Source organism: Lentzea chajnantorensis (genome assembly GCF_054300775.1).
Map to the genome: position 1 here is coordinate 2,118,418 of NZ_JBSDZT010000002.1, position 23,517 is coordinate 2,141,934.

The 23,517-nt window shown below is 71.3% G+C and carries 23 protein-coding genes; 9 read left to right on the plus strand and 14 right to left on the minus strand.

Annotated features, from left to right (window positions below):
• Window positions 1-19: 19 nt before the first annotated feature.
• Entirely contained in the window at window positions 20-1,384 is a 1,365-nt protein-coding gene (locus ACVDFE_RS11310; protein ID WP_458430391.1) for an L-serine ammonia-lyase, read from the plus strand.
• A gap of 6 nt (window positions 1,385-1,390) precedes the next feature.
• On the opposite strand, the gene ACVDFE_RS11315 is transcribed toward ACVDFE_RS11310, so the two are convergent.
• From ACVDFE_RS11315 to ACVDFE_RS11345, 7 genes are all read right to left on the minus strand, one after another.
• Window positions 1,391-1,747, minus strand: coding sequence for a winged helix-turn-helix transcriptional regulator (locus ACVDFE_RS11315; protein WP_360395243.1), 357 nt, complete (start codon window positions 1,745-1,747; stop codon window positions 1,391-1,393).
• 89 nt (window positions 1,748-1,836) lie between these two features.
• Window positions 1,837-2,319: a hypothetical protein gene (locus ACVDFE_RS11320; RefSeq protein WP_458430392.1), complete on the minus strand. Its 483-nt coding sequence runs from the start codon at window positions 2,317-2,319 to the stop codon at window positions 1,837-1,839.
• 17 nt (window positions 2,320-2,336) lie between these two features.
• On the minus strand, window positions 2,337-3,422 hold the full coding sequence (locus ACVDFE_RS11325; RefSeq protein ID WP_458430393.1) for a TROVE domain-containing protein: 1,086 nt from the start codon (window positions 3,420-3,422) through the stop codon (window positions 2,337-2,339).
• Window positions 3,423-3,750: 328 nt separating this feature from the next.
• Window positions 3,751-4,398: a TVP38/TMEM64 family protein gene (locus ACVDFE_RS11330; RefSeq protein WP_360395247.1), complete on the minus strand. Its 648-nt coding sequence runs from the start codon at window positions 4,396-4,398 to the stop codon at window positions 3,751-3,753.
• Window positions 4,399-4,543: 145 nt separating this feature from the next.
• Window positions 4,544-6,424 carry an ABC1 kinase family protein gene (locus ACVDFE_RS11335; protein ID WP_458430394.1) on the minus strand — a complete coding sequence of 627 codons (1,881 nt, stop codon included), beginning with the start codon at window positions 6,422-6,424 and terminating at the stop codon, window positions 4,544-4,546.
• Between the two features lie 88 nt (window positions 6,425-6,512).
• Window positions 6,513-6,896, minus strand: coding sequence for an SSI family serine proteinase inhibitor (locus ACVDFE_RS11340; protein ID WP_360395251.1), 384 nt, complete (start codon window positions 6,894-6,896; stop codon window positions 6,513-6,515).
• A gap of 87 nt (window positions 6,897-6,983) precedes the next feature.
• Window positions 6,984-7,841: an SGNH/GDSL hydrolase family protein gene (locus tag ACVDFE_RS11345; protein ID WP_458430395.1), complete on the minus strand. Its 858-nt coding sequence runs from the start codon at window positions 7,839-7,841 to the stop codon at window positions 6,984-6,986.
• Window positions 7,842-7,940: 99 nt separating this feature from the next.
• Between ACVDFE_RS11345 and ACVDFE_RS11350 the strand changes: the two genes are divergently transcribed.
• A complete protein-coding gene (locus ACVDFE_RS11350) occupies window positions 7,941-9,218 on the plus strand; it encodes an MFS transporter (RefSeq protein ID WP_458430396.1) in 1,278 nt (425 codons plus the stop codon).
• On the opposite strand, the gene ACVDFE_RS11355 is transcribed toward ACVDFE_RS11350, so the two are convergent.
• Window positions 9,150-9,947, minus strand: coding sequence for a hypothetical protein (locus tag ACVDFE_RS11355; RefSeq protein ID WP_458430397.1), 798 nt, complete (start codon window positions 9,945-9,947; stop codon window positions 9,150-9,152). The two genes, ACVDFE_RS11350 and ACVDFE_RS11355, sit on opposite strands and share 69 nt — an antisense overlap.
• A 50-nt stretch (window positions 9,948-9,997) precedes the next feature.
• The gene (locus ACVDFE_RS11360; protein ID WP_458430398.1) at window positions 9,998-10,945 is read right to left on the minus strand and encodes an SPFH domain-containing protein; all 948 of its coding nucleotides are present in this window, start codon (window positions 10,943-10,945) and stop codon (window positions 9,998-10,000) included.
• Window positions 10,946-10,982: 37 nt separating this feature from the next.
• On the opposite strand from ACVDFE_RS11360, the gene ACVDFE_RS11365 reads away from it, so the two are divergent.
• Window positions 10,983-11,672: an NUDIX hydrolase gene (locus tag ACVDFE_RS11365; RefSeq protein ID WP_360395260.1), complete on the plus strand. Its 690-nt coding sequence runs from the start codon at window positions 10,983-10,985 to the stop codon at window positions 11,670-11,672.
• Window positions 11,673-11,716: 44 nt separating this feature from the next.
• Here the strand turns inward: ACVDFE_RS11365 and ACVDFE_RS11370 are convergent, their stop codons facing one another.
• Window positions 11,717-12,724 carry a Gfo/Idh/MocA family protein gene (locus tag ACVDFE_RS11370; protein ID WP_458430399.1) on the minus strand — a complete coding sequence of 336 codons (1,008 nt, stop codon included), beginning with the start codon at window positions 12,722-12,724 and terminating at the stop codon, window positions 11,717-11,719.
• A 188-nt stretch (window positions 12,725-12,912) separates the two neighbouring features.
• Here ACVDFE_RS11370 and ACVDFE_RS11375 point away from each other — a divergent pair, with 188 nt between their 5' ends.
• Both ACVDFE_RS11375 and metX read left to right on the plus strand, forming a co-directional pair.
• Window positions 12,913-14,199, plus strand: coding sequence for a bifunctional o-acetylhomoserine/o-acetylserine sulfhydrylase (locus ACVDFE_RS11375; RefSeq protein ID WP_360395262.1), 1,287 nt, complete (start codon window positions 12,913-12,915; stop codon window positions 14,197-14,199).
• Entirely contained in the window at window positions 14,199-15,209 is a 1,011-nt protein-coding gene (metX, locus tag ACVDFE_RS11380) for a homoserine O-acetyltransferase MetX (protein ID WP_458430400.1), read from the plus strand. Before ACVDFE_RS11375 ends, metX begins: the two co-directional genes overlap by 1 nt.
• Here the strand turns inward: metX and ACVDFE_RS11385 are convergent.
• The gene (locus ACVDFE_RS11385; protein ID WP_360395265.1) at window positions 15,172-15,858 is read right to left on the minus strand and encodes a TioE family transcriptional regulator; all 687 of its coding nucleotides are present in this window, start codon (window positions 15,856-15,858) and stop codon (window positions 15,172-15,174) included. The genes metX and ACVDFE_RS11385 overlap by 38 nt on opposite strands.
• Before the next feature lie 79 nt (window positions 15,859-15,937).
• On the opposite strand from ACVDFE_RS11385, the gene ACVDFE_RS11390 reads away from it, so the two are divergent.
• Entirely contained in the window at window positions 15,938-17,044 is a 1,107-nt protein-coding gene (locus ACVDFE_RS11390; protein ID WP_458430401.1) for an erythromycin esterase family protein, read from the plus strand.
• Here the strand turns inward: ACVDFE_RS11390 and ACVDFE_RS11395 are convergent.
• Window positions 17,016-17,522 carry a hypothetical protein gene (locus ACVDFE_RS11395; RefSeq protein ID WP_360395269.1) on the minus strand — a complete coding sequence of 169 codons (507 nt, stop codon included), beginning with the start codon at window positions 17,520-17,522 and terminating at the stop codon, window positions 17,016-17,018. The genes ACVDFE_RS11390 and ACVDFE_RS11395 overlap by 29 nt on opposite strands.
• A 119-nt stretch (window positions 17,523-17,641) precedes the next feature.
• On the opposite strand from ACVDFE_RS11395, the gene ACVDFE_RS11400 reads away from it, so the two are divergent.
• From ACVDFE_RS11400 to ACVDFE_RS11410, 3 genes are all read left to right on the plus strand, one after another.
• Complete coding sequence (locus tag ACVDFE_RS11400; protein ID WP_360395270.1) at window positions 17,642-18,760, plus strand: sensor histidine kinase; 1,119 nt, start codon at window positions 17,642-17,644, stop codon at window positions 18,758-18,760.
• Window positions 18,757-19,410, plus strand: coding sequence for a response regulator transcription factor (locus ACVDFE_RS11405; RefSeq protein WP_360395272.1), 654 nt, complete (start codon window positions 18,757-18,759; stop codon window positions 19,408-19,410). Before ACVDFE_RS11400 ends, ACVDFE_RS11405 begins: the two co-directional genes overlap by 4 nt.
• 62 nt (window positions 19,411-19,472) lie before the next feature.
• A complete protein-coding gene (locus ACVDFE_RS11410) occupies window positions 19,473-20,177 on the plus strand; it encodes an alpha/beta hydrolase (protein WP_458430402.1) in 705 nt (234 codons plus the stop codon).
• Between the two features lie 438 nt (window positions 20,178-20,615).
• On the opposite strand, the gene ACVDFE_RS11415 is transcribed toward ACVDFE_RS11410, so the two are convergent.
• Together ACVDFE_RS11415 and ACVDFE_RS11420 are read right to left on the minus strand one after the other, a co-directional pair.
• Window positions 20,616-22,625 carry a phospholipase A2 gene (locus tag ACVDFE_RS11415; protein ID WP_458430403.1) on the minus strand — a complete coding sequence of 670 codons (2,010 nt, stop codon included), beginning with the start codon at window positions 22,623-22,625 and terminating at the stop codon, window positions 20,616-20,618.
• A 190-nt stretch (window positions 22,626-22,815) separates the two neighbouring features.
• Window positions 22,816-23,388 (minus strand): SACE_7040 family transcriptional regulator, encoded by a 573-nt coding sequence (locus ACVDFE_RS11420; protein ID WP_360395277.1) that lies wholly within the window; start codon window positions 23,386-23,388, stop codon window positions 22,816-22,818.
• Window positions 23,389-23,517 lie beyond the last annotated feature (129 nt).

Below are 23,517 nucleotides of genomic sequence, written 5' to 3' on the forward strand. Positions count from 1 at the left end.
CACCACGAAGGACTGATCAGTGGCGATCAGCGTTTTCGACCTGTTCTCCGTCGGCATCGGGCCGTCCAGCTCGCACACCGTCGGCCCGATGCGCGCCGCCGCCATGTTCGTCGAGAAGCTCGGCGCCCGCGCGTCCGAAGTGGACCGCGTGCACGTCGAGCTGTTCGGCTCGCTCGGCGCCACCGGGCACGGCCACGGCAGCCCCAAGGCCGTGTTCCTCGGCCTGGAGGGCAACCTCCCGGAGGAGGTGGACCCCGCGGCCGCCGCCCACCGCGTCGAGAAGATCGTCGCGAGTGGACGGCTGCGGCTCGGCGGCACGCACGAGATCGGCTTCGCGCACGACCGCGACCTCGTCATGCACCGCCGCAAGTCGCTCCCGTTGCACCCCAACGGCATGAGCTTCGAGGCGTTCCGCGGTGACGAGCCGGTCGAGCACGCCGTCTACTACTCGATCGGCGGCGGCTTCGTCGTCGACGAGAACGCGTCCGGCAGCGACCGCATCAAACCCGACTCGACCCCGCTGCCGCACCCGTTCCTGACCGGCGACGAGCTGCTCGCGCGCTGCCGAGAGACCGGCCTGTCGATCAGCGAGATCATGATGGCCAACGAGCTGTCGTGGCGCTCGGAGGAGGAGGTGCGGGCCGGGCTCCTGCACATCTGGCACGTGATGCAGGAGTGCGTCGAACGCGGCTGCACCGAGCAGGGCATCCTGCCCGGCGGTCTCAAGGTCCGCCGCCGCGCCGCCGAGATGCGCAAACGGCTGGAGGGCGAGCACTTCGTCACCGACCCGCTGCGCGTCATGGACTGGGTCACGCTCTTCGCGCTGGCCGTCAACGAGGAGAACGCGGCCGGCGGCCGGGTCGTCACCGCACCGACGAACGGCGCGGCCGGCATCGTGCCCGCGGTCCTGCACTACTACACCAGGTTCGTGCCCGGTGCGAACGACGACGGCGTGGTGAGGTTCCTGCTCACCGCAGGCGCCATCGGCGTGCTGTTCAAGGAGAACGCCTCGATCTCCGGCGCCGAGGTCGGCTGCCAGGGCGAGGTCGGCTCCGCGTGCTCGATGGCCGCCGGTGGTCTCGCCGAGGTCCTCGGCGGCACCCCGGAGCAGGTCGAGAACGCCGCCGAGATCGCCATGGAGCACAACCTCGGCCTCACGTGCGACCCGATCGGCGGCCTGGTGCAGATCCCGTGCATCGAACGCAACGCCGTCGCGTCCGTCAAGGCGATCACCGCGGTGCGCATGGCGTTGCGCGGCGACGGCTCGCACTTCGTGTCGCTGGACAAGGTCATCAAGACCATGCGGGACACCGGCAAGGACATGTCGGTGAAGTACAAGGAGACGGCGCGCGGCGGTCTCGCCGTCAACGTCATCGAGTGCTGAGGCCGGTCAGGGCCTGGCGTCGTACCGGCGCTGGGCCTCGATCACGTCCGGCATCCGCGACTCCAGCAGCACGATCAACGCCATCAGCTTCTCCGCCGTCTCGCGCCCGAGCGGCGTGAGGCTGTAGTCGACCCGCGGCGGGTTCGTCGGCTGCGCGTCGCGGTGCACGAGCCCGTCGCGCTCCAGCGCGTGCAACGTCTGGGACAGCATCTTCTCGCTGACGCCGTCGACCCGGCGGCGCAGCTCGTTGAACCGCAGCGACCCGTCGACCAGCGCGCTCAGCGTCAGGCTGCCCCACCGGCCGGTGACGTGCTCCAGCGTGGGACGTGACGGGCACGCCTTCGCGAACACGGTGAACTCCATGTCCGCGAGGGTACCCCATTGCACTTACGAAAAGTTAGTGCTCGCTCGGACGGCAGGCCCGCACACAGCGCGTGTGCGGGCCTGCCGGCTCAGAACGGCCAGTCGGCGTCGCGCCCCGCCTCGATCAGCGGAACCGCGCGGAACGTCGCGTCCGTCAGGCCACCGAACTCGTGCCGGTTCCCCGTGCCCGACGCGAACGCCCCCTGCCGGTACCCGCCCAGGTTGAACCCGTAGACCGGCACGTGCCGCGGCACGACGTCGTCGACCCCGGCACCGCCCGGCCCGGCGACCGTCTGCATGTCCGAGATGATGAACACCCGGTCGTGCCCTCGGTACGAGCTCTTCAGCGCACCGATGACGTCGGTGCCGTGCCCCACCTCACCGACCCTGCCCAGGAACCGGTCGACCTCGCTGATGACCGACGCCCCTCGCCGCAGCTCGTGGCGGAACACGCCGGTCGCGAACCCGTGGACGTCGACCTGCTCGCCCTTGGCCCCGAGCGCCACGCCGAACACGGCCGCGGCCTTGGCCGGCGTGACCTTCGAACGCGCCGAGTAGCCCGTGCAGGTCATCGACCCCGAGGTGTCGATCAGCACGAGCGACCGGCCCGGCAGCGCCGGCAGGTTGCCCAGCGACGCCTGCAGCGCCCGGTCGAGCGCGTGGCCCCAGCGCAGGCTCGGCGCGCCGCCTCGTACGCCGAGAGGAAGCGGAACGGGAACTGCCGCGACCGCGCCACCTGGCCGGGGTCGGCCAGCCGGGCCGCGACCTGCGCCGCGACCTCGTCCGACACGCCCGCCTCGTCAAAATTCCTGAGGTTGCGGATCGCGGCCATGAAACCCATCGACGGTGCCAGTGCCTCCCACACCCGCGCCGTCATCGGACCCTGCAACCACCCGGCCACCGACTCCCACGTCATCCCGGCCCGCCGCAGCACGTCCGCCGCGTCCGGTCGCCCGAACAACGCCCGGCGCTGCTCGACCGGCCACGCCATCAGCTCCCGCCGTGCCGCGACGGTCCGCAGCGACTCGGGAACGGTGACGTCCGGGTCGCGGCGGCGGTCGAGCACGTACTGGAACAGGTCCCCCTGCCAGGCCGCGCTCGGCGACGGGTGCACGAGGTTCAGCACGTCGGCCACGCGGAAACCGCGCGCCTCGCTGTCCCACTTGAGCACCGACCGCTCGTCGTAGAGCCGCCGCACCACGTCCGCGATGCCGCGCTTGACGGGCTTCGGCACGGCCCGGCCGTGGACCGCGGTCCAGTAGGCCAGCAGCTCGCCCGGCTCGTCCGCGCGCTGCAGCACCGACGCCACGACCGCGCGGTTCGTCACGCCCGCGTCGGCACCGGCCTCGAGCCGCGCCTTCACGAACTCGGCGGCGCCGACCAGTGCCGCGGTCCGCATGTTCGCCTCGCCGCGCAGCCACGCCAGCATCCGCGCCGTCCACTCGGGATCCTGCAACGCCGCCGTGCGCACCAACTGCGCGTAGCGCTCGTCGCGGGTGCCGCCGCTCTCGTAGAACGTCTGCTCGCCGCCCATGTTCGACACGGCCAGCAGGAACAGCTCGCCCAGAGCGGTGCGCTCGTAGCCGGCGCCGCCCTCGTGGGTGCGGCCGGACCGCTTCGACCCGATGGGGCTCTTCCCGAACGGACGCGCCTTCAGGACGTTGAACTTCGACATGGCTCTTCCCCCTCGGGAGGCGAGACGGGGGAGCGCACAGCGGACAGGAATCCGGCTGACGGGATTCGAACCCGCGACCGCCCCATTTGCGGTGAAAGGTTTCGCACCGGGTGCACGTACAGACAACCACGCCACGCCACCGAATTGTTCTCAGGAACTCGGTGGCGTGGCAGAAGGGTGGCCCGAGGTCAAGGCGCAGAAGGTGACTGCCCACCGGGGTGGGCGAAGAGCCGGACTGGCCGGCCTTCAGGAGTCGAACCTGAGATACCGAAGTAACCCTCTGCTGCGCACCGGGCCTGACTACAGGAAACCACACCGCGCAAGCGGTTTACGGTGTTTTCACGAAACGCCGCAGGAGGTAGAACAACCCGGCGGTGGCCAGGAAACCGAATGCGCTGATCATGACGATCTGCTCGACGGTGTCCGCCCGTGACCCGGCGAAGACGTAGGCCGCGCAGATCGGGACGGTTCCCAGCAGGGTGGACGTCATGAAGGTCCCGAACGACACCCGCGACACCCCGGCCGACACGGACACCGTCTCCGCCATCATCGGGATTCCGCGTGCGACCCCGAAGAACCAGGGCCCGAACTGCCGTCCCCACCGCCGCATCTCCCGCAGCTCCTCGATGGTCACGACGCGCCGCACCAGCCACGGGCGTGCGAAGCGGCCCAGTGCGTAGCCCGCCGCGGAGGAGCCCAGGGAGCCCACGACCGCGAGCACCAGGCCGAACGGCAGGCCCAACGCGGTTCCGGCGAGGACGATGAGCGGAGTGGACGGCACGGGCAGGAGGACGTCGACGACGAGCAGGGCGAAGATCACGGCCGCGGCCCACACGGGGTCGATGCCGCGCACCCAGGTGACGACCCCCTCGAAGTCGATCAGGTTCAGCGCCTCGAACACGATCCAGCTCAGCAGCACGAAGCCGAGCACGACGAACGGTATCCACTTCCACCGCACGCCCGTCTCACAACTCATCGGGTGATGGTCGCCCACCGCGGTGCGCCGGACAATCCGCCAGTGGCGCGGGTTCAGCGACTGGAACCCGAACGTGTGTCGTCTCGACGCACCGGGTGCCCGCTCCGGTGCTCAGCGCTCACGCCGTGGCTGGTGCACAAAGGACCTAGGCGCGGCGCGGGCGGAACACGGCCACGACGACGCGCAGGCCCAGCAGCACCGAGATGATCAGCAGGTTGTAGCCGAGCACCTGGTGCAGGCCCAGGTCCGGCACGACCTGCGGGCCGCCGTCGGCGCCGAGCAGCAGCACGGCCATCACGCCTGCGGTCGCGCCGAGGACGGTCAGCATCACCTGGTGCAGCAGACCGGTCACGTAGGCGCGGTCGCGTTCGTCGGCGAACAGGCGCATCGACATGCTCAGGCGGCCCTGTTCCACGGCGCCGGTGATGCGGTCGACGCGCCGCGGCAGCCTGCGCAGCACGGGCAGGACGGCCTGCAGCTCCTCGGTGAGGGTGCGCTGGACCGACTCGGGGGTGAGGCGTTCGGAGATCTGCTCGGCGGCGAACGCGCGTGACTCCACGACGATGTCGAAACCGGGGGAGAGCACGCCGAGGGTGCCCTCCAGGGTCGCCAGGGCGCGGAACACGGCCGCGACCTCCGGCGGGATGCTCAGGCCGAAGCGGGACACGATCAGGAACAGGTCGCCGAACATCTCCACGTCCGGGCGCATGCCGGCGCCGAGGTGGCGGGCCATGAACTGGCCGAGCGAGCGTTCCAGGCGCTGTTCGTCGATGTCCTCCGGGCGGGAGGTCAGCTCCAGCACCGCGTCGGTGAGGCCGGCCGGGTCACCGCGGTCGATGGCGAGCAGCAGCCGTTGCAACGCCGAGCGCAGCGCCGAGTCGATGCGGCCGACCGAGCCGAAGTCGAGCAGGCCCAGGCGGCCGTCGGCGAGCAGCAGGACGTTGCCGGGGTGCGGGTCCGCGTGGAAGACGCCGTCGAGCACGACCTGGCGCAGCACGAACCGCAGCAGCGTGCGCGCGAGGCCCTCGTCCGCCGCGGCACGGCGGACCGGCACGCCGTCGAGGCGGTCCATCACCAGCACGCGCTCGGTCGACAGGTGCACGTGCGGCAGGCCGACGGAGGCGTCCGCGACGGCGGAGACGGCCGCGATGTTGCGCGCCTCCACCCGGAAGTCCAGCTCCTCGCGCAACGCCACCGCGAACCCGTTCGCGAGGTCCCGCACGCCCAGCGCCGCACCCCACCGCGTGCGCTGCAACGTCTCGGCCAGCCGGCCCACGATGTCCAGGTCGCCCTCGGCGACCGCCCGCACGTCCGGGCGCTGCACCTTCACCACGACCTCGGCACCGGTCCTCAGCACCGCCCGGTGCACCTGCGCGATGGACGCCGCCGCCAGCGGTTCGGGATCGACCGAGGTGAACGCGTCCACGCCCACCTCGGCGTCGAGCACCGCGCGCACCGACTCCCAGGACGCGGCGGGCACCTCGTCCTGCAGCAGGCTGAGCTCGGCGACGAAGTCGGCGGGCAGCAGGTCGGAGCGGGTCGACAGCACCTGGCCGAGCTTCACGAACGTCACCCCGGCGTCCTGCAGCGCGAGCCGCAGCGACCGGGCGAGGCCGGTGTCGGTGCGTTCCCGGCCGCGCAGGTAGGGGCCGAGGCCGTGGCGGAACGCGATGGCGGTGATGCGCGAGTACCGGCGGGTGCGGGCGATCCGGCGGCGGAGCAGGCCCCACCACTCGGTGACCGGCGGGATCGAGCCGGTCGGCACCAGCACCTCGGCGAGCGCCAGCAGCCCGATCACGACGAGCAGCGACAGTCCGAGCTGGACGCTCACCAGCGCGGGCGAGGGCTCCGCGGTGGTGGCGCCGAAGAGTCCGGAGGCGATCGACATGGCCAGCAGGCACATGAGCGCGGTGCGGACCAGGCCGACGCGCAGGCCGAGGATGCGGCGCGCGGCCAGCGCCATTCCCAGCACCAGCAGCAGGAAGGTGGCCGGGAAGCCGACCGCGTAGACCAGGAAGTCCCCCATGGCCGCAGCCTAGGCTGAGCGAGCTGAACGCCACCGGTGCTCCAGCACGACGGCGGTGCGCTGGAACACCGGTGGCGCGGTCAGGGGGTCAGAAGTCGAAGACCTTGCCGGTGTGGGCGCGCACGGCGCACGGGTTCGAGTACACCTGCTGGAAGTCGATCCTCTTGCCGCGCCACTTGCCGCGCAGCATCGCCTTCGTCGGGTTCAGCTCCATCGTGCACATCGCGCCGGTGTCCTCCAGCCTGCGGAAGTCGCCGTCGACCGGCGTGAGCTGGTCGCACGCCTGCTGGGCGTGCTTGTGCAGCCCGCCGGCGGGGTCGCACTGCAGCTGCGTGGTGCTGAGGGCGCCCATCTCCGGCTGCACCGTCAGCACCAGGCCGGATGCGGGGAGGAAGGGCGCTGCCTGCGCGGTCGCGGGAACCAGGGGAACGGCGAGCGCGAGGCAGGCGAGCAGAAGTCGGGTCCTTGCCATGCCACCACCATGGCGTGGCGAGGACCCGGAACTCCATTCAACTCAGCGGTAACACCGGATCGTGTAAACCGCCCTCACGGCGTGCAACTAGACGCCCGCGAGCTCCGTCCCGGCGAGCGCGCCGGCGACCTGGTCACCGACCGCCGCCATGCCCTTGGCGTTCGGGTGAACGGGGAACGCGATGCTCGTCGGGATGATGCCCTCGACCCACTTGTCCCACGGAGCGGCGCACGTGTCGCGGCCCGCGCTGATGTCGTAGGGGTTCACGAACGTGGCACCGGCGGCCTGGGCCTGCGCGCCGAGCATGGCGTTGAGCTGCTGCTGCACGCCGTCGAGGTACGGCACGTCGCCGCGCGAGATCGGCACGACCGGCCAGCAGCCGCCGGAGGACGGCAGGATGCGCAGGTAGCCGACCACGACGACCTTCGCGGCGGGCGAGCGCTGCTTGATCCCGGCGAGCACGGCGGCCACCTCGGGGGCGGTCGCGGCGACGCGCTGGGCGAGCTGGTCGCCGTAGGTCGCCTTGCAGGGCGCGCCGTTCGGGTCGAGCACGCTCTTCGCGGCGCACGTGAGGATGATGTCGGAGAAGCCGATGTCGTTGCCGCCGATGGACACCGTGACGAGGTCGGTGGTGGCCTTGAGCGCGGAGAACTGCGGCACGGACTGGCCGGGGACGCCGGACTGCACGCCCAGCATGTCCTTCGTCTGCGCGCCACCGCAGGAGATGTCGGTGAAGCTCTCGACGTTCAGCCGCCGGGCCAGCACCGACGGGTAGTTCTGCGTGGACTTGAAGCAGCTGAGCGGGTCGAGCCGTTGCAGCGGGATGAACGGTCCGGAGACGAACGAGTCGCCCAGCGAGACGTACTCGCGGTACTGCGGCGCGGCGGAGGCCGCGGGCGCCAGGAACGCGGCGACCAGGGCGGTGAGCACGGAGACAACAGTCACTCGGCGCGTCATTGCTACCTCGTTACTGAACAGTAGGAACGTAGGACGAAGGGTGACCGGGCCATTGCGCACTGTCAATCCCTCCACCAGGCTGGAACGATGACGGGGGTACGCAGGGCAGCGTTCGCATCGGCGGTCGGCAACACGATCGAGCTGTACGACTTCCTCTTGTACGGCACGGCTTCCGCGCTCGTGTTCGACAAGATCTTCTTCCCGCAGTTCGACCCGCGCATCGGCGTGCTGCTCGCCTTCGCCACGTTCGGCGCGGGCTTCCTCGCCCGGCCGCTGGGCGGCGCGGTGATCGGGCACCTCGGTGACCGCGTCGGGCGACGCTCGATGCTCGTGGTCACCCTCTCGGTGACAGGGCTGTCCACGGCGTTGATCGGGCTGTTGCCGACCTACGCGCAGGTGGGCATTCTCGCGCCGTTGCTGCTCGTGCTGCTGCGTCTCGTGCAGGGCTTCTTCATGGGCGGTGAACAGGGCGGCGCGTCGCTGATGGCGGTCGAACACGCGCCGCCGGGCCGGTGGGGCTGGTACGGCAGCTGGGTGTTCATCGGGTCGCCGGCGGGTGTGCTGCTGGCGAACCTTGCGATGTACGCGTCGTCGAAGGCGTCCGGGACGGCGTTCCTGGAGTGGGGCTGGCGGTTGCCGTTCCTGTTCTCGGTCGTGCTGGTCGGGATCGGCCTGTACATCCGGCTGCGGGTGGCGGAGAGCCCGCGGTTCGAGCGCGCGGAGAAGTCGCGGCTGCCGATCGCCGAGGTGCTGCGGACGCGGTGGCGGGTCGTGCTGCTGGGCGCGGGCGTCAACCTGGGCTTCACGATCTTCATCTACCTGCTGAGCGTGTTCATGATCGGCTACGGCCGCACGGCGCTGAAGATCACGGCGGACGACCTGCTGGTGGCGACCGTGATCGGGTCGCTCGCGCAGGTGGTCGCGGTGCCGGCGTTCGCGCTGCTGTCGGACCGGATCGGCCGGCTGCCGGTGATGTTCGGCGGCGCGGTCTTCCAGGCCGCGTTCGCGTTCCCGCTGTTCTGGCTCACGGACGCGGGCTGGTTCACCTTCGCGATGGTGCTCGGGTTCATCGGCTCGGCGGCGTTGTTCGGCCCGTCCGCCGCCTACTTCGCCGAGCTGTTCCACACCCGCGTGCGCTACAGCGGTGTGGCGTTGAGCTTCCAGCTCGGTGCCGTGCTGGGCGGTGGTCTCGCGCCGCTGGTCGCGCAGTCGTTGCTGCGCACCGGGACCTGGGCGATCTCGCTCTACCTGGTCGCGGGCGCGGTGCTGTCCGGGGTGTGCCTGCTGGTGATCGGCTCAGCGCACGAGGCGGAGCCGGCGGGCGGCGAGACCGACGGAAAGCCGCTGGCCCCAGCCGAGGCGTAGCGCGTCGCTCTCGATGCCGTCGCCGAACGCCACCAGCCCGTCGGACTCGACGTCGACGTGCAGCGGCCCGTCGGTGATCTCGCCCTCGGTGTGCTCGACACCGGTGCCCGGCGACGGCCACGCCTCGCGCACGAACCACACGAGCCTGCGTTCGGTGGGGGTGGGGAGGGTGAGGGTGCTCCCGCGTTCGCGGTGGGCGGAGGAGCACCAGCCCGTGGCGCCGGTGCCGCTGCCGACGAGGATGCCCGACGAGGCCTGGCGCTCGCCGTGCACGCGGTAGCGGCTGGTCTGGTGGCCCGGGTGGCCGACGTAGACCTCGTTGAGCGCCAACAGGACCTGGCCGTCGTCCGACCGCGCCTCGACCATCGTGCGGTCCTCGGTGTTCCCGGTGCCGCGCAGGAGCTCCGCGGCGTCCTTCGGGGCGTGCGTGGCGAGCACGCCCCTGTCGGGGTTGATGCCGATCACGGGCTGGCCGTCGAGGTACTTCGCGACGTTCGCGACCAGCCCGTCCTGCCCGACGATGACGACTACGTCCTCGGGCGCGAACAGGAACCGCGACAGGTCTTCCCTCTCGACCACGCCGCGGCGCCAGTCCAGCGGGATCGCGGCGCCGACCTCTCCCAGCGCCCGCCGGGTCTGCTGGTCACGATCCACCACCTCGTCCAGGGTTCGGTTGCGGGACTTCAGGAAGAACTCGACCTGGCCCCGTGTGCCGTGTCGTGCCAGCAACTCTGTCAGCTCGGTGCGCCGGTGCACCACCACAATTCGGGGAGCGAGGCTCATCGCGCGAGCCGCTGCAGGATCGGCTGGATCAAATCGGGGGTGAGGGTGATGCTGCCGATCTCGGGCAGGTTGCCGGCCAACTCCTTGGCGGCCAACGCGAACAGCGTCTCCTGCGGCACGTCGCGGTAGGCCTCCAGCCGCGCCTTCTCGCCGGCGGCCTCCGCCTCGGCGAGCTTGCGGATGCCCTCGGCCTTGACGTCGTCGGCGATCCGGGCGGCCCGCGCGTTGTCCTCCGCCTTCTTCAGCGCGTTGGCACCGCGCTGCACGACGAGCAGCTCCTCCCGCTTCGCGAGCTCGATCTGGTTCTGCAGCTCGTTCTCGCTGATCGCGCGCTCGCGCTCGACGGCCACCGCACGGCGCTGGTAGGTCGCCTTGTCCGCCTCCTGCTGCACCTGCTCGCGGACGGTGGTCTGCAGCGCCTTCTCCATGTCCGCGTCCGGCCGGATCGCCACGACGCGCACGTCGATGACCTCCAGGCCGATGTGGGCGGCGGTCAGGTTGGCGGCCACGGCCTGCTTGACGCGCTCCACGCCGGTGCGGATCGCGGTCTGCAGGTCGAGCGTGCCGAGGATCTTCAGCGCGTGCTGCTGGGTGCTCTCGGTGAGGGTGTTCGCGATCTGGCTCAACGGGTCCTGCCGCCAGGTGCCGGTGTCCGGGTCGATCGAGAAGTCGATGCGCGCGGTCGCCGTCTCCGGGTCGGTGCAGCGGTACGTGACGGTCAGCTGCACGGTCACGTCCTGGTAGTCCTGCGTGCGGGCGTGGAAGAGCATCGGCAGCTCGCGGTCGTCGACCGGGACCTCGCTCAGCACGGCGGTCCTGGGCCGGAACCAGAAGCTCAGCCCGGTGCCGTCGTGGACCAGCTCGCCGTTGCGGACGTGTCTGATGTGGACCGTCGGGGTGCCGCGCAGGTGGCGGAGTCCGGGGTAGCGGCTGATGTCGGCCATGGGTTCGTCTCCTTGTCGTCAATCTGACGATAACCCTATGCTCGCTGTCGTGTACACGCCAAGTGATTTCCCTCCCTTCGCCGTCACGGTCGACCTGGTGGTGCTGACCGTGCGGTCGGACGCGCTGTGCGCCCTGCTGGTGCGGCGGGGAGAGGCGCCGTTCCGGGGGCGGTGGGCGTTGCCGGGCGGGTTCGTGCGCGTGGCGGAGTCGGTGGACGCGGCGGCCGCGCGGGAGCTGCGGGAGGAGACCGGGGTGTCCGGGCTGCACCTGGAGCAGCTCGCGACCTACGGGGAACCCCGGCGGGACCCGCGGATGCGGGTGGTGTCCGTCGCCTACCTGGCCCTCGCACCGGACCTGCCGGTGCCCGTCGCGGGAACGGACGCCGCCGCCGCGTCCTGGGTGCCGGTGGCGGAGGTGTCGTCGCTGGCGTTCGACCACGCGCGGATCTTGGGCGACGGGGTGGAGCGGGCGCGGGCCAAGCTGGAGTACACGCCGCTGGGGACCGCGTTCTGCCCGGCCGAGTTCACGGTCGCCGAGCTGCGGCGGGTGTACGAGATCGTGTGGGGGGTGACGTTGGACCCGCGGAACTTCCACCGGAAGGTGACCGGGGTCCAGGGGATGCTGGAGGCGACGGGGGAGAGCACCGGGCGGGACGGGGGGCGGCCTGCGGCGTTGTTCCGGCGTGGGGTGGCGGAGGTGTTGTACCCGCCGTTGGTGCGGGGGTGAGCCGCGTCTTCGGCCGGGGGAACGGCTCGGCCTCCGGCCTCGGCTCAGAGGCGGACCGAGGTGCCCGTCGCCGCCGACTGCTTCGCGGCCTCGATGACCTCCAGGCCCGTCACGGCGTCGAGCGGCGACACGGGAGCGGTGCCGGCTGCGACGGCCGCGTAGAAGTCCTGGTACGCGCCGGGCTCCGTGCGGTGCGGGGTGCCGCCGAGCGTGCCCCACGCGGACTCCGGTTCCTCGCCCCAGCCGGGGCCGCCGGGGATCTCGCCCGCCTTCAGGCGGTCCTCCTGGGGGTCCATGCCGTGCTTCACGTACGCGGCGTCGTGGCCGAGGACGCGGAAGCGCGGGCCGAGGTCCGCGGCGAGTGCGCTCATCCAGAGGTGCGAGTGGACGCCGCCCTCGTGGGTCAGTGCGAGGAACACGTCGTCGTCGGTGCGCGCGCCGGGGCGGACGGTCGCGATCTCCGCGTGGACCGAGGACGGGCGGCCGAACAGGGCCACGGACTGGTCGATCAGGTGGGTGCCCAGGTCGAAGAGGATGGAGCCGAGGTCGGCGGGGTCGCCGGACTCCTTCCAGGACGACTTGACCTCCGGGCGGTAGCGCTCGAAGCGCGACTCGAAGCGGTGCACCTTGCCGAGGGCGTCGGTGGCCAGCAGGGACTGGACGGTGCGGAAGTCGCCGTCCCAGCGGCGGTTGTGGAACGGGACCAGCAGCAGGCCGCGGGCCGCCGCGATGGAGGCCAGGGCGCGGGCCTCTGCCGCCGAGGCGGCGAAGGGCTTGTCGACGACCACGTTCAGGCCGTGGTCGAGGACCTGGCGGGCGTGGGTCGCGTGGAAGCGGTTCGGGGTGGTGATGACGACCAGGTCGAAGCCGCCGGACCACACCTCGTCGAGGGAGGACAGCACGCGGGTGGAGGGGTAGCGGGAGCGCACCTCGGACTGGCGGCGGGGGTTGGCGGTGACCACGGCCGAGAGCTCGAGACCGGGGGTCGTCGAGATGAACGGGGCGTGGAAGGCGGCTCCACCGAGTCCGTAGCCGACCAGAGCTGTGCGCATGTGATCAGAGTAAGCGGTCCCACCTGGTGGACGGGGTGTCCCTGCGGCTGTTCGGCCCCCTACGGTTTGCAACCATGACCGTGCTGCTCGTGAGCCGACGCCACGTGGACTACGTGCGCGTCACCAGCATGGCCTGTCGCAGCTCCCGTTGATCCCGACCCCCGTCAACACTCTTTCGGAGCACAGCCATGTCCTGGTCCTTTGAGACGACGCAGATCCACGCGGGCGCAGCGCCCGACCCGGCGACCGGTGCGCGCGCCACGCCGATCTACCAGACCACCTCCTACGTCTTCCGGGACACGCAGCACGGGGCGGACCTGTTCGCACTCGCTGAGCCCGGCAACATCTACACGCGCATCAACAACCCCACGCAGGACGTGCTGGAGCAGCGCGTCGCCGCGCTCGAAGGCGGGGTCGCGGCCGTCGCGTTCGCCTCGGGGCAGGCCGCGGAGACCGCCGCCATCCTCAACCTCGCCAAGGCCGGCGACCACCTCGTGTCCAGCGCGTCGCTCTACGGCGGCACGTACAACCTGTTCCGCTACACGCTGCCCAAGCTGGGCATCGAGGTGTCGTTCGTGCAGGACCCGGACGACCTCGACGAGTGGCGGGCGAAGGTCCAGCCGAACACCAAGCTGCTGTTCGGCGAGTCGCTGGCCAACCCGCGCAGCCACGTGCTCGACATCGAGGGCGTCGCCGCGGTCGCGCACGAGAACGGCATCCCGCTCGTCGTCGACAACACCGTGCCCACGCCGTACCTGCTCAAGCCGCTGGAGCACGGCGCCGACATCGTCGTCCACTCCGCGACCAAGTACCTGGGCGGGCACGGCACGGCCATCGCCGGCGTCGTGGTCGACGGCGGGAAGTTCGAGTACGGGCCGGAGAAGTTCCCCGACTTCCACGAGCCGGACCCCAGCTACCACGGTCTGCGGTACTGGCCGGCGCTCGGGCACGGCGCGTTCGCGGCGAAGCTGCGGGTGCAGGGGCTGCGCGACACCGGAGCGGCCATCGCCCCGCTGACGAGCTTCCTGGTGATCCAGGGCATCGAGACGCTGTCGCTGCGCGTCGAGCGGCACGTCCAGAACGCGCAAGCGCTTGCCGAGTGGCTGGAGGGGCGCGACGAGGTGGCGAAGGTCCACTACGCGGGCCTGCCGTCGTCGCCGTTCCACGCCAACGCGCAGAAGTACCTGCCCGGGGGTGCCGGCGCGGTGGTGAGCTTCGAGCTGCGCGGCGGCGTCGAGGCGGGCCGGGCGTTCGTGGACGGGACGTCGTTGTTCAGCCAGCTGGTCAACATCGGTGACGTGCGGTCGCTGATCGTGCACCCGGCCTCCACGACGCACAGCCAGCTCACGCCGGAGGAGCAGCTCGTCGCGGGCGTCACGCCGGGGCTGGTGCGGCTGAGCGTCGGCCTGGAGGGCCTGGAGGACCTCAAGGCCGACCTGGAGGCGGGCTTCACCGCGGCGAAGTCCGAGTTGTAGTGGGCGGCTGGCGCTTCGGCGACCCGAACGGGCGGCGGAAGTGGTTCAGCCACACCGAACCGTTCGCCGGGTTGCCGGGTTTCCAGCTCGCGTACGAGACGTGGGGGACCTTGAACGCGGAGGCCTCCAACGCGGTGCTCGTGCTCCACGCCCTCACCGGTGACAGCCACGTCGCCGGGGGCGTGGAGCCGGGTCACCCCACGCCGGGCTGGTGGGACGCGCTCGTCGGTCCCGGGCCGCTGGACGGGTGCTTCGTGGTGGCGCCCAACGTGCTCGGCGGGTGCCAGGGCAGCACCGGGCCGTGGCAGCACCCGGTGTTCCCCTCGCTCACCATCCGCGACCAGGTCGCGGCGGAGGTGCTCCTGGCCGACGACCTGGGCATCGAGCGGTGGGCCGCGGTGCTCGGCGGGTCGATGGGCGGCATGCGGGCGGTCGAGTGGGCCGTGAGCGAGCCGGAGCGGGTGGAGTCGCTGCTCCTGCTGGCCACGACGGCGGCCGCGTCCGCGGAGCAGATCGCGCTCGCGTCGGCGCAGCTGCACGCGATCAGGGCCGACCCGCTGGAAGGTCTCGGTGTGGCACGGCGGATCGCGCACATCAGCTACCGCAGCGAGCAGGAGCTGCAGGCGCGGTTCGGCCGGCAGGTGCAGGAGGACGGCCGGTTCGAGGTCGAGTCCTATTTGGACCACCACGCGGCCAAGCTCGCCCGGCGGTTCGACGCCGCCAGCTACGTCACGCTCACCGAGGCGATGAACTCGCACGACGTGGGCCGCGACCGCGGTGGTGTGCGGGCCGCGCTGCGCAGGGTGACGGCGCGGACGCCGGTGGCCGGAGTGGACTCCGACCGGCTGTACCCGTTGGGGCAGCAGCAGGAGCTGGCGGCGGGCATCCCCGGCGCCGACGACCTGCGGGTGATCACCTCGCCGTACGGGCACGACGCGTTCCTGATCGAGAGCGAGCAGGTCGGGGCGCTGGTCAGCGAGCTGCTGCCCGCGCACTCAGGTAGTCGTTGAGCCGCGCGGAGGCGGCGAGCACCGCCAGCCCCCGCGCGGTCAGCCTGCGCCGCCAGTCGGCCAGCGCGGCGGTCAGCGTCTCGGTGCCGCCCGCCGTGCGGACCTGCTGCACCACCACCGCGATCCGCGCCAGCGGGTAGCCGCCGCGGCGCAGCAGGTGCGCCAGCTCGGCGTCGCGGACGTCGGCGGCGGAGAACACCCGGTAGCCGGTCGCCGCGCGTTCGGGCGCGAGGACACCCGCCTCCTCCCACGCCCGCAGCGTCGCCGGGGTGACGCCGAGCCGGCGCGCGAGCTCGCCGATCGAGTGCGGCACCACGACCGGTTCCACCTCGGTCAGGTCGGCGACCGCGCGGCTCACCGAGTCGAGCGTCTCGCGGTCGCGCAGCAGCCGGTGGTGGCCGCGGTCGATGGTCACCAGCATGTCTTCGACGGACCCGGCGTGCACCGCGTTCATGATCTGCCCCGCCACCGCGTGCCCGAACGCGGGTATCAGCGCGATGAACGCCCTCAACGCCGACGCGTGCACCTCGGTGTAGACGCGGTAACCGGACTCGGTGCGGTCGGCGGCCGGGATGAACCCGTCCCGCTCGTAGTTGCGCACCGCCTGCGTCGACAGGCCGTGTTCACGTGCTAGGTCGGCTGGACGCACGGTTGAGACTTTAACGCCTGCCTACAGCGACTATGGCGGAAAAGTCTCAACGGAGGTTTCAAAGATACGATTGAGCCACATGAGCCAGGACATCCGCGAGTTCCTCCACCCCTTCACCGAGCTCCTCGCCTTCGGCGAACCGACCCACCTCGAACACGCCCACACGTGGATCCGCAACGAGCTGTTCGAGCAGCTGGCCGCCGCGGGCTTCCGCTCGATCGCGCTGGAGACCTGCCGGGTCAGGGGCCTGCTGGTCGACGACTACGTCAAGGGCGGCCCCGGTGACCTCGACACGGTGCTGGAGGAGGGCTTCAGCCACCGCTTCGGCCAGTGGCCCGCCAACCGCGAGCTGGTCGCCTGGATGCGCGAGTACAACCGGGACCGGCCGGCCGCCGAGCAGCTCGCGTTCCACGGCGCCGACTTCCAGACCGAGACCACCAGCGCGCCCAGCCCGCGCCCGTACCTCGAACACGCCCGCGACTACCTCGGCCTCGACGTCGACCTGAGCACCGACGACGAGAAGTGGAGCCGCGACGAGGCCGTCCTGGACGTGACGAAGTCACCCGGACAGTCCGAAGAGGCCGTCCGGTTCCGCGCGATCGGGCAGGAGATGCTTGCGCGGTTGCACGCCCGGCCGCGCGACGAGGGCTGGGAGCGGGCGGAGACCCACCTGAGCGCCGCGCTGAGCCTCCTGCGCTACCACCGGGAGTGCGCGGAGCCGAACCCGCTCGGCGTGCGCCTGAACCGCCTCTGCCAGCTGCGCGACGGCGTGATGGCCCGCAACCTGCTGGAGATCCGCCGGATCGAGGCGAGCCGCGGGCCGACGTTCGTGTTCATGCACAACGCCCACCTGCAACGCACGAACAGCTCGATGGAGATGGGCGGCGAGCGCATCGAGTGGTCCTCCGCCGGCGCGCTCGTCGCCCCGATCCTCGGCGACCAGTACACGGTCATCGCGGGCACCCTCGGCCGCAACGACAGCTTCGGGCTCGGTGAACCGGACGAAGGCACCTTCGAAGGGTCTCTGCAGGACCGTTTCACCACCTGGGGGCTCGCTGAGAAGCCGACCGGGACCGTGCGCACCGACACGAAGCTGGAGATGGGCTACTTCCCCGTCGACCAGCACCTGCTCGACGGGGTGGACGCCGTGCTGCACGTCAGGGCTGGTCGTCCAGTGACGCGGTGATCCAGGTCGCGACGGGCAGGTCGCGCGTCTCGCACTCGATCGCCAGCTTCAACGTCCACCGCAGGGCTTGCAGCACCACGGTCGCGAGCTCCTGCGGCTGGCCGTTGGCCAGGGCGATCTCGATCTGCTCGGAGGCCGCGTCCTGGTCGCCGTGCACCTCGGCCAGCAACGCGCGGATGGCCGTGCGGACCGGCGGGTCGGCGTCGTCGATCTGGACCTCACGGCCCTCCTCGTCGAAGACCTGCATCTTCACCGGTGTCGCGCCGCCGGAGCCGAGCGAACCGACCATCGAGCTGCACTCGGCGAACAGCAGCAGCACGAGCTCGCGGATCTCCTCGTTGCCCTCGGGCGACCCGCTGAGATAGCCGGTCACGAGGTCCACCGCCACAGCGTCCTCACCGGCCCTGGCAGCCGCCAGCGCCTCGCCGGCCACGGCGGTCAGCCGCGCCCAGCGATCCGGGTCCTGTGGTGGTCTCACAGGTACTGCCTACCGGCGGCCCAACACAATCGCAATGCCCCATCTTGATCAGAGTGCTACCGGGGTATGTCACTCCGCAGGTCAATGTGCGGATGAGGGCGTGCACCTAGTCTCGGGTGGTGTTCCGCACGTTGTACTGGACCCTGCTGGGCGTCGACCGCACCCGCGTGCTCGAACGGGCACTGGGGCGGTTCCGCAAGCCGTTCCACGCCGCGCTGCTGGTCTACGCGCTGGTGTTCGCCATCGTCGGCTCCGCCCGGTTCGTCTCGCTGCAAGATCCGGACGGCTGGTGGCCAGCCCTGTTCGCGTCGGTGTTCCTGCCGTACGTGCTGCTGATCTGGTCGCCGCTCTACGCCTGGCGGGTGGCCGCCCTCGCGCTGTACCCGGTCGCCTCGCTGATCAGCTGGACCGGTGTCGCGGACTTCCAGTACTGGACCCTGCTGCCGCTGGTGGCGGGCGTGGCCGCGTTCTACTCGGGCGGGGTCACCCTGACCGCCACCGTGCTCACCATGGCCGTGGTCGGCTTCTCCGAGTCGCAGCACCACGACGCGATCATGGCCGTGCCGGTCATCACCGGCGTGATCTACCTGTTCGGCGCGCGCGGCCGGGTCGAGCGCGAGCTGGAGGAACAACGCGGCGAGAAGGCGGCGCTGGAGGAACGCGCGCGCATCGCGAGGGAGATGCACGACGTCGTGGCGCACCACATGTCGATGGTGGTCGTCCGGTGCGAGACCGCGCCCTACCGCCTGCCGGGGCTGAACGAGGCCGCGCAGAAGGAGTTCGAGGAGGTCGGGCAGGCCGCGCGGGAGGCCATCACCGACATGCAACGGCTGCTGGGCGTGCTCAGGGCGAACGGCGAGACGCCGGCGAAGGAGCCGCAGCCGGGCATCAGCCGCATCCCCGAGCTGGCACGGCCCGGTGACGAGGCCGAGGTCGACGTGGACGACGTGCCGGAGGCGGTCGGGCTGACCGCGTACCGGATCGTGCAGGAGGCGCTCACGAACGCGACCAGGCACGCGCCCGGTTCGAAGGCGTCCGTGCACGTCCACAAGCGAGATGGCCAGCTGGACGTGCTGGTGCGCAACACCGCGGGTGGACCGTCCAGGGGCGGTGGCAGCGGTCAGGGCCTGATAGGCATGCACGAGCGTGTGGCGGTTCATGGCGGCACGTTGACCGTGAAGTCGACCGAGGACGGCGGCTTCCTGGTGCGGGCGCGGATTCCGTTGGGGGACAAGTGATCAGGGTGGTCGTGGTGGACGACCAGGAGATGGTGCGCGAGGGGTTCTCCGCGCTGCTCGACGCTCAGGAGGACATCGAGGTGATCGGCTCGGCGGGCAACGGCGTGGAGGGCGTCGCGCTGGCCCGCCGCACGGAACCGGACGTCGTGCTGATGGACATCCGCATGCCCGAGATGGACGGTCTGCACGCCACCCGGCTCCTGATCGACGGCGGCAGCGAGTCCAAAGTGCTCGTGCTGACCACGTTCGACCTCGACGACTACGTGTACGAGGCGTTGCAGTCCGGTGCGAGCGGGTTCCTGCTCAAGCACGCGCCCGCCCGTGAGCTGCTGAACGCCGTGCGCGTCGTGGCCGCCGGTGAGGCGCTGCTGGCGCCCTCGATCACGAAACGCCTGATCGAGGACTTCGTGAAGGCCCGCCGCAGCGAACGCGTCCGGCCTGCGCAGCTCGCGGCGCTGACCGAGCGCGAGACCGAGATCCTCGTGCTGGTCGCGCAGGGCCTGTCCAACGCCGAGATCGCCGCGAACCTCGTGCTGGCCGAGCAGACGGTCAAGACGCACGTGAGCCGGGTGCTCACGAAACTCGGTCTGCGCGACCGGGCGCAGGCGGTCATCGCGGCCTACGAGAGCGGGCTCGTGGTACCGGGGTAGCACCGGAGAACAGCACGTCAGCGTGATGATCACGGGCGGGTCGCCTCCCTAGCTTTCCGGTCATGCGCCGAACCCTGCTGGTCCTCGTGCTGATCGTGCTGCCGTCCGTCGCGCCGTCGATGGGCGAGTGGCGCTCCGACGCCGCACGCCGGGTCGCCGTCGTCGGCGACCTGAGCACCGCCCGCGACGTCGTGGTCATCGTTCCGGGGTCCGACGTGGACGTCGACCGGTTCGACCGGACCGTCGGCAAGAACGCCACCGACCTGTACGAGGCCGTGGGCCGCGACGACCTCGCGGTGATCGCCTGGCTCGGCTACGCGACGCCGCAGGGCCTCGGCGTGGACGCGGCGACCGGCCGGCTCGCCAGAGCGGGTGCGGCCGCCCTCGTCGACTTCGTGCGCGCGTTGCAGACCAACGCGCGCATCCGCATCTTCGGCCACAGCTACGGCTCGGTGGTCGTCGCACTCGCGGCACCCGAGCTCGACGTCGCCGACATCGTGTTCAACGGCAGCCCCGGCGTGCGGGCGGCATCGGTCGCCGAGCTGCGGACGAAGGCCAAGGTGTGGGCGCTGCGCAACGCCGGTGACTGGGCGCGGTTCATCCCCGGCCTGCGGCTGTTCGACCTCGGGCACGGCACCGACCCGGTGTCGGCCCGCTTCGGCGCCACCGTGCTGCGGTTCCCCGGCGGCACCCACGCGAGCTACTACGAACCGGGCACCGACACGCTGGCCGCGCTGGCCCGCATCGCCGTGGGGGAGCAGCCGTGACCAGGAACGTCCTCGTGGGCACCGCGTTGTGCGCGGTCGTGGCGGGCCATTGGCTCACGACCACCCTGGTCGACACGCCGGCCGGGATGGTGCCGGGCCCGCAGCGGCCGTTCTGGTTCGGCCTGGTGCTGAACGCCTTGGTGCTGCCGGTGGTCGTGGCCGGTGCGGCCGTGCCGGTGCGGCGGCTGGTGGGGCAGGTGCTGGTGCTGCTCGGCTGCTGGGCGGCCGTCCTCTTCGGACTCGCGCTGCGCGGCGTCGACCAGGGCACCGCCTGCAACGTCGCCGTCCTGGTGGTGGAGCCGCTGTGGTTCGTCGGCGCCTACCTGGTCGTGAAACCGTTGCTGCGCAAGCAGGTTCCGCGTGATGACTGGCTGAGCCGCACCGCGCTCGGCGTCCTGCTGGTGCACCAGAGCGCGCTCGTCACGGTGTCGCTGGTGTTCAGCGCGTGGGGGCCGCTGCCGGGACTGCAGCAGGAACCAGGTCCGGGCTGGGTGTGGCAGCGGCTGCTGTGGCTGCCGGTGTGCGCGGCCGTGACCTGGGGATGGCTGCGAGCACTGCGCACCCGATCGCCACGGCGTGCAGCACCACGACCTGCGGTGCCGGCTGCAACGCCAGCAGTGGTGGCACACACGCCAGTGCCGTGAGCAGCCACGGCAACCGGGTGTCGCAGCTGCCGGTGCGGGCGGTGTGGATCAGGTACCAGCCGAGCAGCAGGTGCAGGACGTTCTGCAGCGGGTCGACCGGCAGCAGCACCAGCACCCCGGCGCCGAGGAACCCGGCCACGACGAACCCGAGCACCCCGAGCGTCCCGAAGCTCACGCCCAGCGCCGTGGCGAGCCGGGTCCGGTGCGACTCGTGCGCGAGCCGCGGGAACCGGACCCCCTTGCGCTCGAACCGGTGGAACAGCAACGTCAGCGGCAGCAACAGCCCCGCGAACCAGCTCGGCGCCGCCGTGAGGCCGAGCAGTCCCACGACCGCGCCGACCCCGGCCAGGTACGCCAGGTAGACGGTCATCGGTGCCCGCCGCGCGAAGCTCACGACGTGCCAGGCCCGGCCCTCGAGCCACGCCGACACGTGCCCGCGGGCCAGCAGCGCGAGGCAGACCTGCGCGACCCCGAGCACCAGCGTCGACCGCGGGTAGTCGCTGAAGAACACCAGCGCCGGCAGGGTGACCGCGCCCAGCGCCGCGAGCACCTTGCGCGGGATGCGCTGCACCGTGCCGTCGGCGTAGAAGAACCCGGCCTGCTGCATCAGCAGCGCGCCGACGACCAGGTTCGCGTACCCGCCGGTCCGCCAGTCCGTGGACGTGCGCGCGACCTCGACCGCCAGCGTGAGCAGCGCGAGGACGACCGGCGTGGCGCGGCGGTGGTGGCGGTGCAGCCAGGCCGCGGCCGGTGTCGCCGCCACCGCGAGCAGGTAGACCCCGAGGAACCACAACGGGTGCGTGATCAGCCGGCTGTACGCGTCGACCCGGACGTCCAGCAGGTTCAGCGCGGTGAACAGCACCACCCACAGCAGCACGAACCCGAGCACCGGCCGCAGCAGCCACGACGTCCGGCTCGACACCCAGCACCCGAACCCGCCCTGGTGGGCCTGCCAGCTGCGCAGGTTCGCGTGCCCGCCCGCGAAGAAGAACAACGGCACCGCCTGCAACGCCCACAGCCACGACGTGCCGGAACCGCGCAGATGTGCCACCGTGGCAACGGTTTCGCCGAGCACCAGCAACGCGAGGCTGAACAACCGCAGGAACGTCGCGTACCGGTCCTGCTCGACGCGGGTGGTGACCGCGACCTCCTCGCGGCGTGGCCGGTGCAGCCGGGCCAGCAGCAGGAACACCACGACCGCGCTGCCGAACGCCCACGCCACGACCGGTTCGTGCCCCGGTGGTCCCCAGCGCTGCCGCCACGAGTTGAACTGCAGCCCCAGCGCGTAGGTCTTGGCGACCGCGTGGCAGGTGTGCCGGGCCCCGCGCGGGTTCAGCTCGCACTGCAGGTGCAGGTCCGCCGCGAGCCGGTCGTCGAGCCCCCTGCGGGCCTGCGGTCCCAGCGCGTGGCCCTTGCGTTCGGCGTACCGCAGCAGGTCGTAGCCCATGTCGTGCGCACGGCACGCGACGCTGAAGTCCCACTCCGTGTCACCGGCCGGCCCGGAGCACCCGCCGGCGACGTCGACCACGCGCAACGTCCCGTCCGGCGCCCGCACGGTCTTGGGGTCGCGCACGATCTCCGCCGCGAAGTCGGCGGGCAGGCCGAGCTGCGGGTCGTGGGTCGCCGACGGCGTGGTGAACGCCTGCACCGCCTTGGCCGCCGCCAGCACGTCACCGCTGGGTGTGCCGTTGTCGCCGGTCGCGGGTCGTGAGGCGACCACCCCCACGACGAACACGGCGAGGGTGATCACCGTGAACCGGAACCAGACCGGAAGGCGGAGGAGGAGGAGCTGACGGGCACCCATGGTCGCGCCAGGTTACGGAACGGTCTCGGCTGATCGCCAGTCCGCCACCCACCGACAACTAGCCGCCTTCACCCACACGTGCCCCACCAGCCTCACTTTTGCGCACGCGGGGAGCTTTCGTACTCCAGGAAAGGACGAAAGGCCCCCGCGTGCGGAAAGCAAGGGGGTGGGGGTGACTCTCGGTGAGGGGTCAGGAGGAGACCGCGGCTGGGGTGAGCGAGGCGAGGGCCATGCGCGTCAGCAGGGCCGCCATCTGGTCGCGGTCGAGGTGAGCGCTGTGCGGCGTCGAGTTGATCAGCCCGAACACCGCGTGCGCCGCGGCTCGCGCGGTCGGTTCGTCGAACTCCGGCACGGTTCGGCGGATCGTCTCCACCCACACCTCGACGTAGCGGCGCTGCAGGGCGCGCACCCGCCGGCGGTCCGGGTCGGTGAGGTTGGCGAGGTTGCGCATCTGCACGGTGATGAGCGCCGGGTCGTCGAGCGCGAAGTCGACGTGCCAGCCGACCAGCTCGCGCAACGCCTCGTCGGCGTCCGACGCCGCGTCGACCCGCGATTGACCGCCGTCGAGCAGGCGTTCCGAGATCGACGTCAGCATCTCGCCGAGCATCGCGTCCTTGCTGCGGAAGTGCCGGTACAGCGCGGGCCCGGAGATGCCGACCGCCGCGCCGATGTCGTCGATGCCCACGCCGTGGAAGCCGTGCCGCGCGAACAGTTCCGCGGCGGCGGTGAGGATCTGGTCCCGACGTGAGGGTTTCTCGGCCACGCCGGAAGGTTAGCAGTCGTTCACTTTCAATCTGATGGGTGAAATTTTCGCAGCCGCAAGCCCCAGTCGTTGACTATTGACCAATGCTTCACACGGGTCTTACTCGTAAGTAACCATGGCCGTGCACTG

What these genes read in the sequence shown, in the direction of transcription:
- ACVDFE_RS11315 (WP_360395243.1), bottom strand. Translation starts at nt 1,747, where the DNA reads ATGGAGTTCACCGTGTTCGCGAAGGCGTGCCCGTCACGTCCCACGCTG.
- ACVDFE_RS11320 (WP_458430392.1), bottom strand. Translation starts at nt 2,319, where the DNA reads ATGACCTGCACGGGCTACTCGGCGCGTTCGAAGGTCACGCCGGCCAAG.
- ACVDFE_RS11325 (WP_458430393.1), bottom strand. Translation starts at nt 3,422, where the DNA reads ATGTCGAAGTTCAACGTCCTGAAGGCGCGTCCGTTCGGGAAGAGCCCC.
- ACVDFE_RS11330 (WP_360395247.1), bottom strand. Translation starts at nt 4,398, where the DNA reads ATGAGTTGTGAGACGGGCGTGCGGTGGAAGTGGATACCGTTCGTCGTG.
- ACVDFE_RS11335 (WP_458430394.1), bottom strand. Translation starts at nt 6,424, where the DNA reads ATGGGGGACTTCCTGGTCTACGCGGTCGGCTTCCCGGCCACCTTCCTG.
- ACVDFE_RS11340 (WP_360395251.1), bottom strand. Translation starts at nt 6,896, where the DNA reads ATGGCAAGGACCCGACTTCTGCTCGCCTGCCTCGCGCTCGCCGTTCCC.
- ACVDFE_RS11350 (WP_458430396.1), top strand. Translation starts at nt 7,941, where the DNA reads ATGACGGGGGTACGCAGGGCAGCGTTCGCATCGGCGGTCGGCAACACG.
- ACVDFE_RS11360 (WP_458430398.1), bottom strand. Translation starts at nt 10,945, where the DNA reads ATGGCCGACATCAGCCGCTACCCCGGACTCCGCCACCTGCGCGGCACC.
- ACVDFE_RS11365 (WP_360395260.1), top strand. Translation starts at nt 10,983, where the DNA reads ATGCTCGCTGTCGTGTACACGCCAAGTGATTTCCCTCCCTTCGCCGTC.
- ACVDFE_RS11370 (WP_458430399.1), bottom strand. Translation starts at nt 12,724, where the DNA reads ATGCGCACAGCTCTGGTCGGCTACGGACTCGGTGGAGCCGCCTTCCAC.
- ACVDFE_RS11375 (WP_360395262.1), top strand. Translation starts at nt 12,913, where the DNA reads ATGTCCTGGTCCTTTGAGACGACGCAGATCCACGCGGGCGCAGCGCCC.
- ACVDFE_RS11390 (WP_458430401.1), top strand. Translation starts at nt 15,938, where the DNA reads ATGAGCCAGGACATCCGCGAGTTCCTCCACCCCTTCACCGAGCTCCTC.
- ACVDFE_RS11410 (WP_458430402.1), top strand. Translation starts at nt 19,473, where the DNA reads ATGCGCCGAACCCTGCTGGTCCTCGTGCTGATCGTGCTGCCGTCCGTC.
- ACVDFE_RS11415 (WP_458430403.1), bottom strand. Translation starts at nt 22,625, where the DNA reads ATGGGTGCCCGTCAGCTCCTCCTCCTCCGCCTTCCGGTCTGGTTCCGG.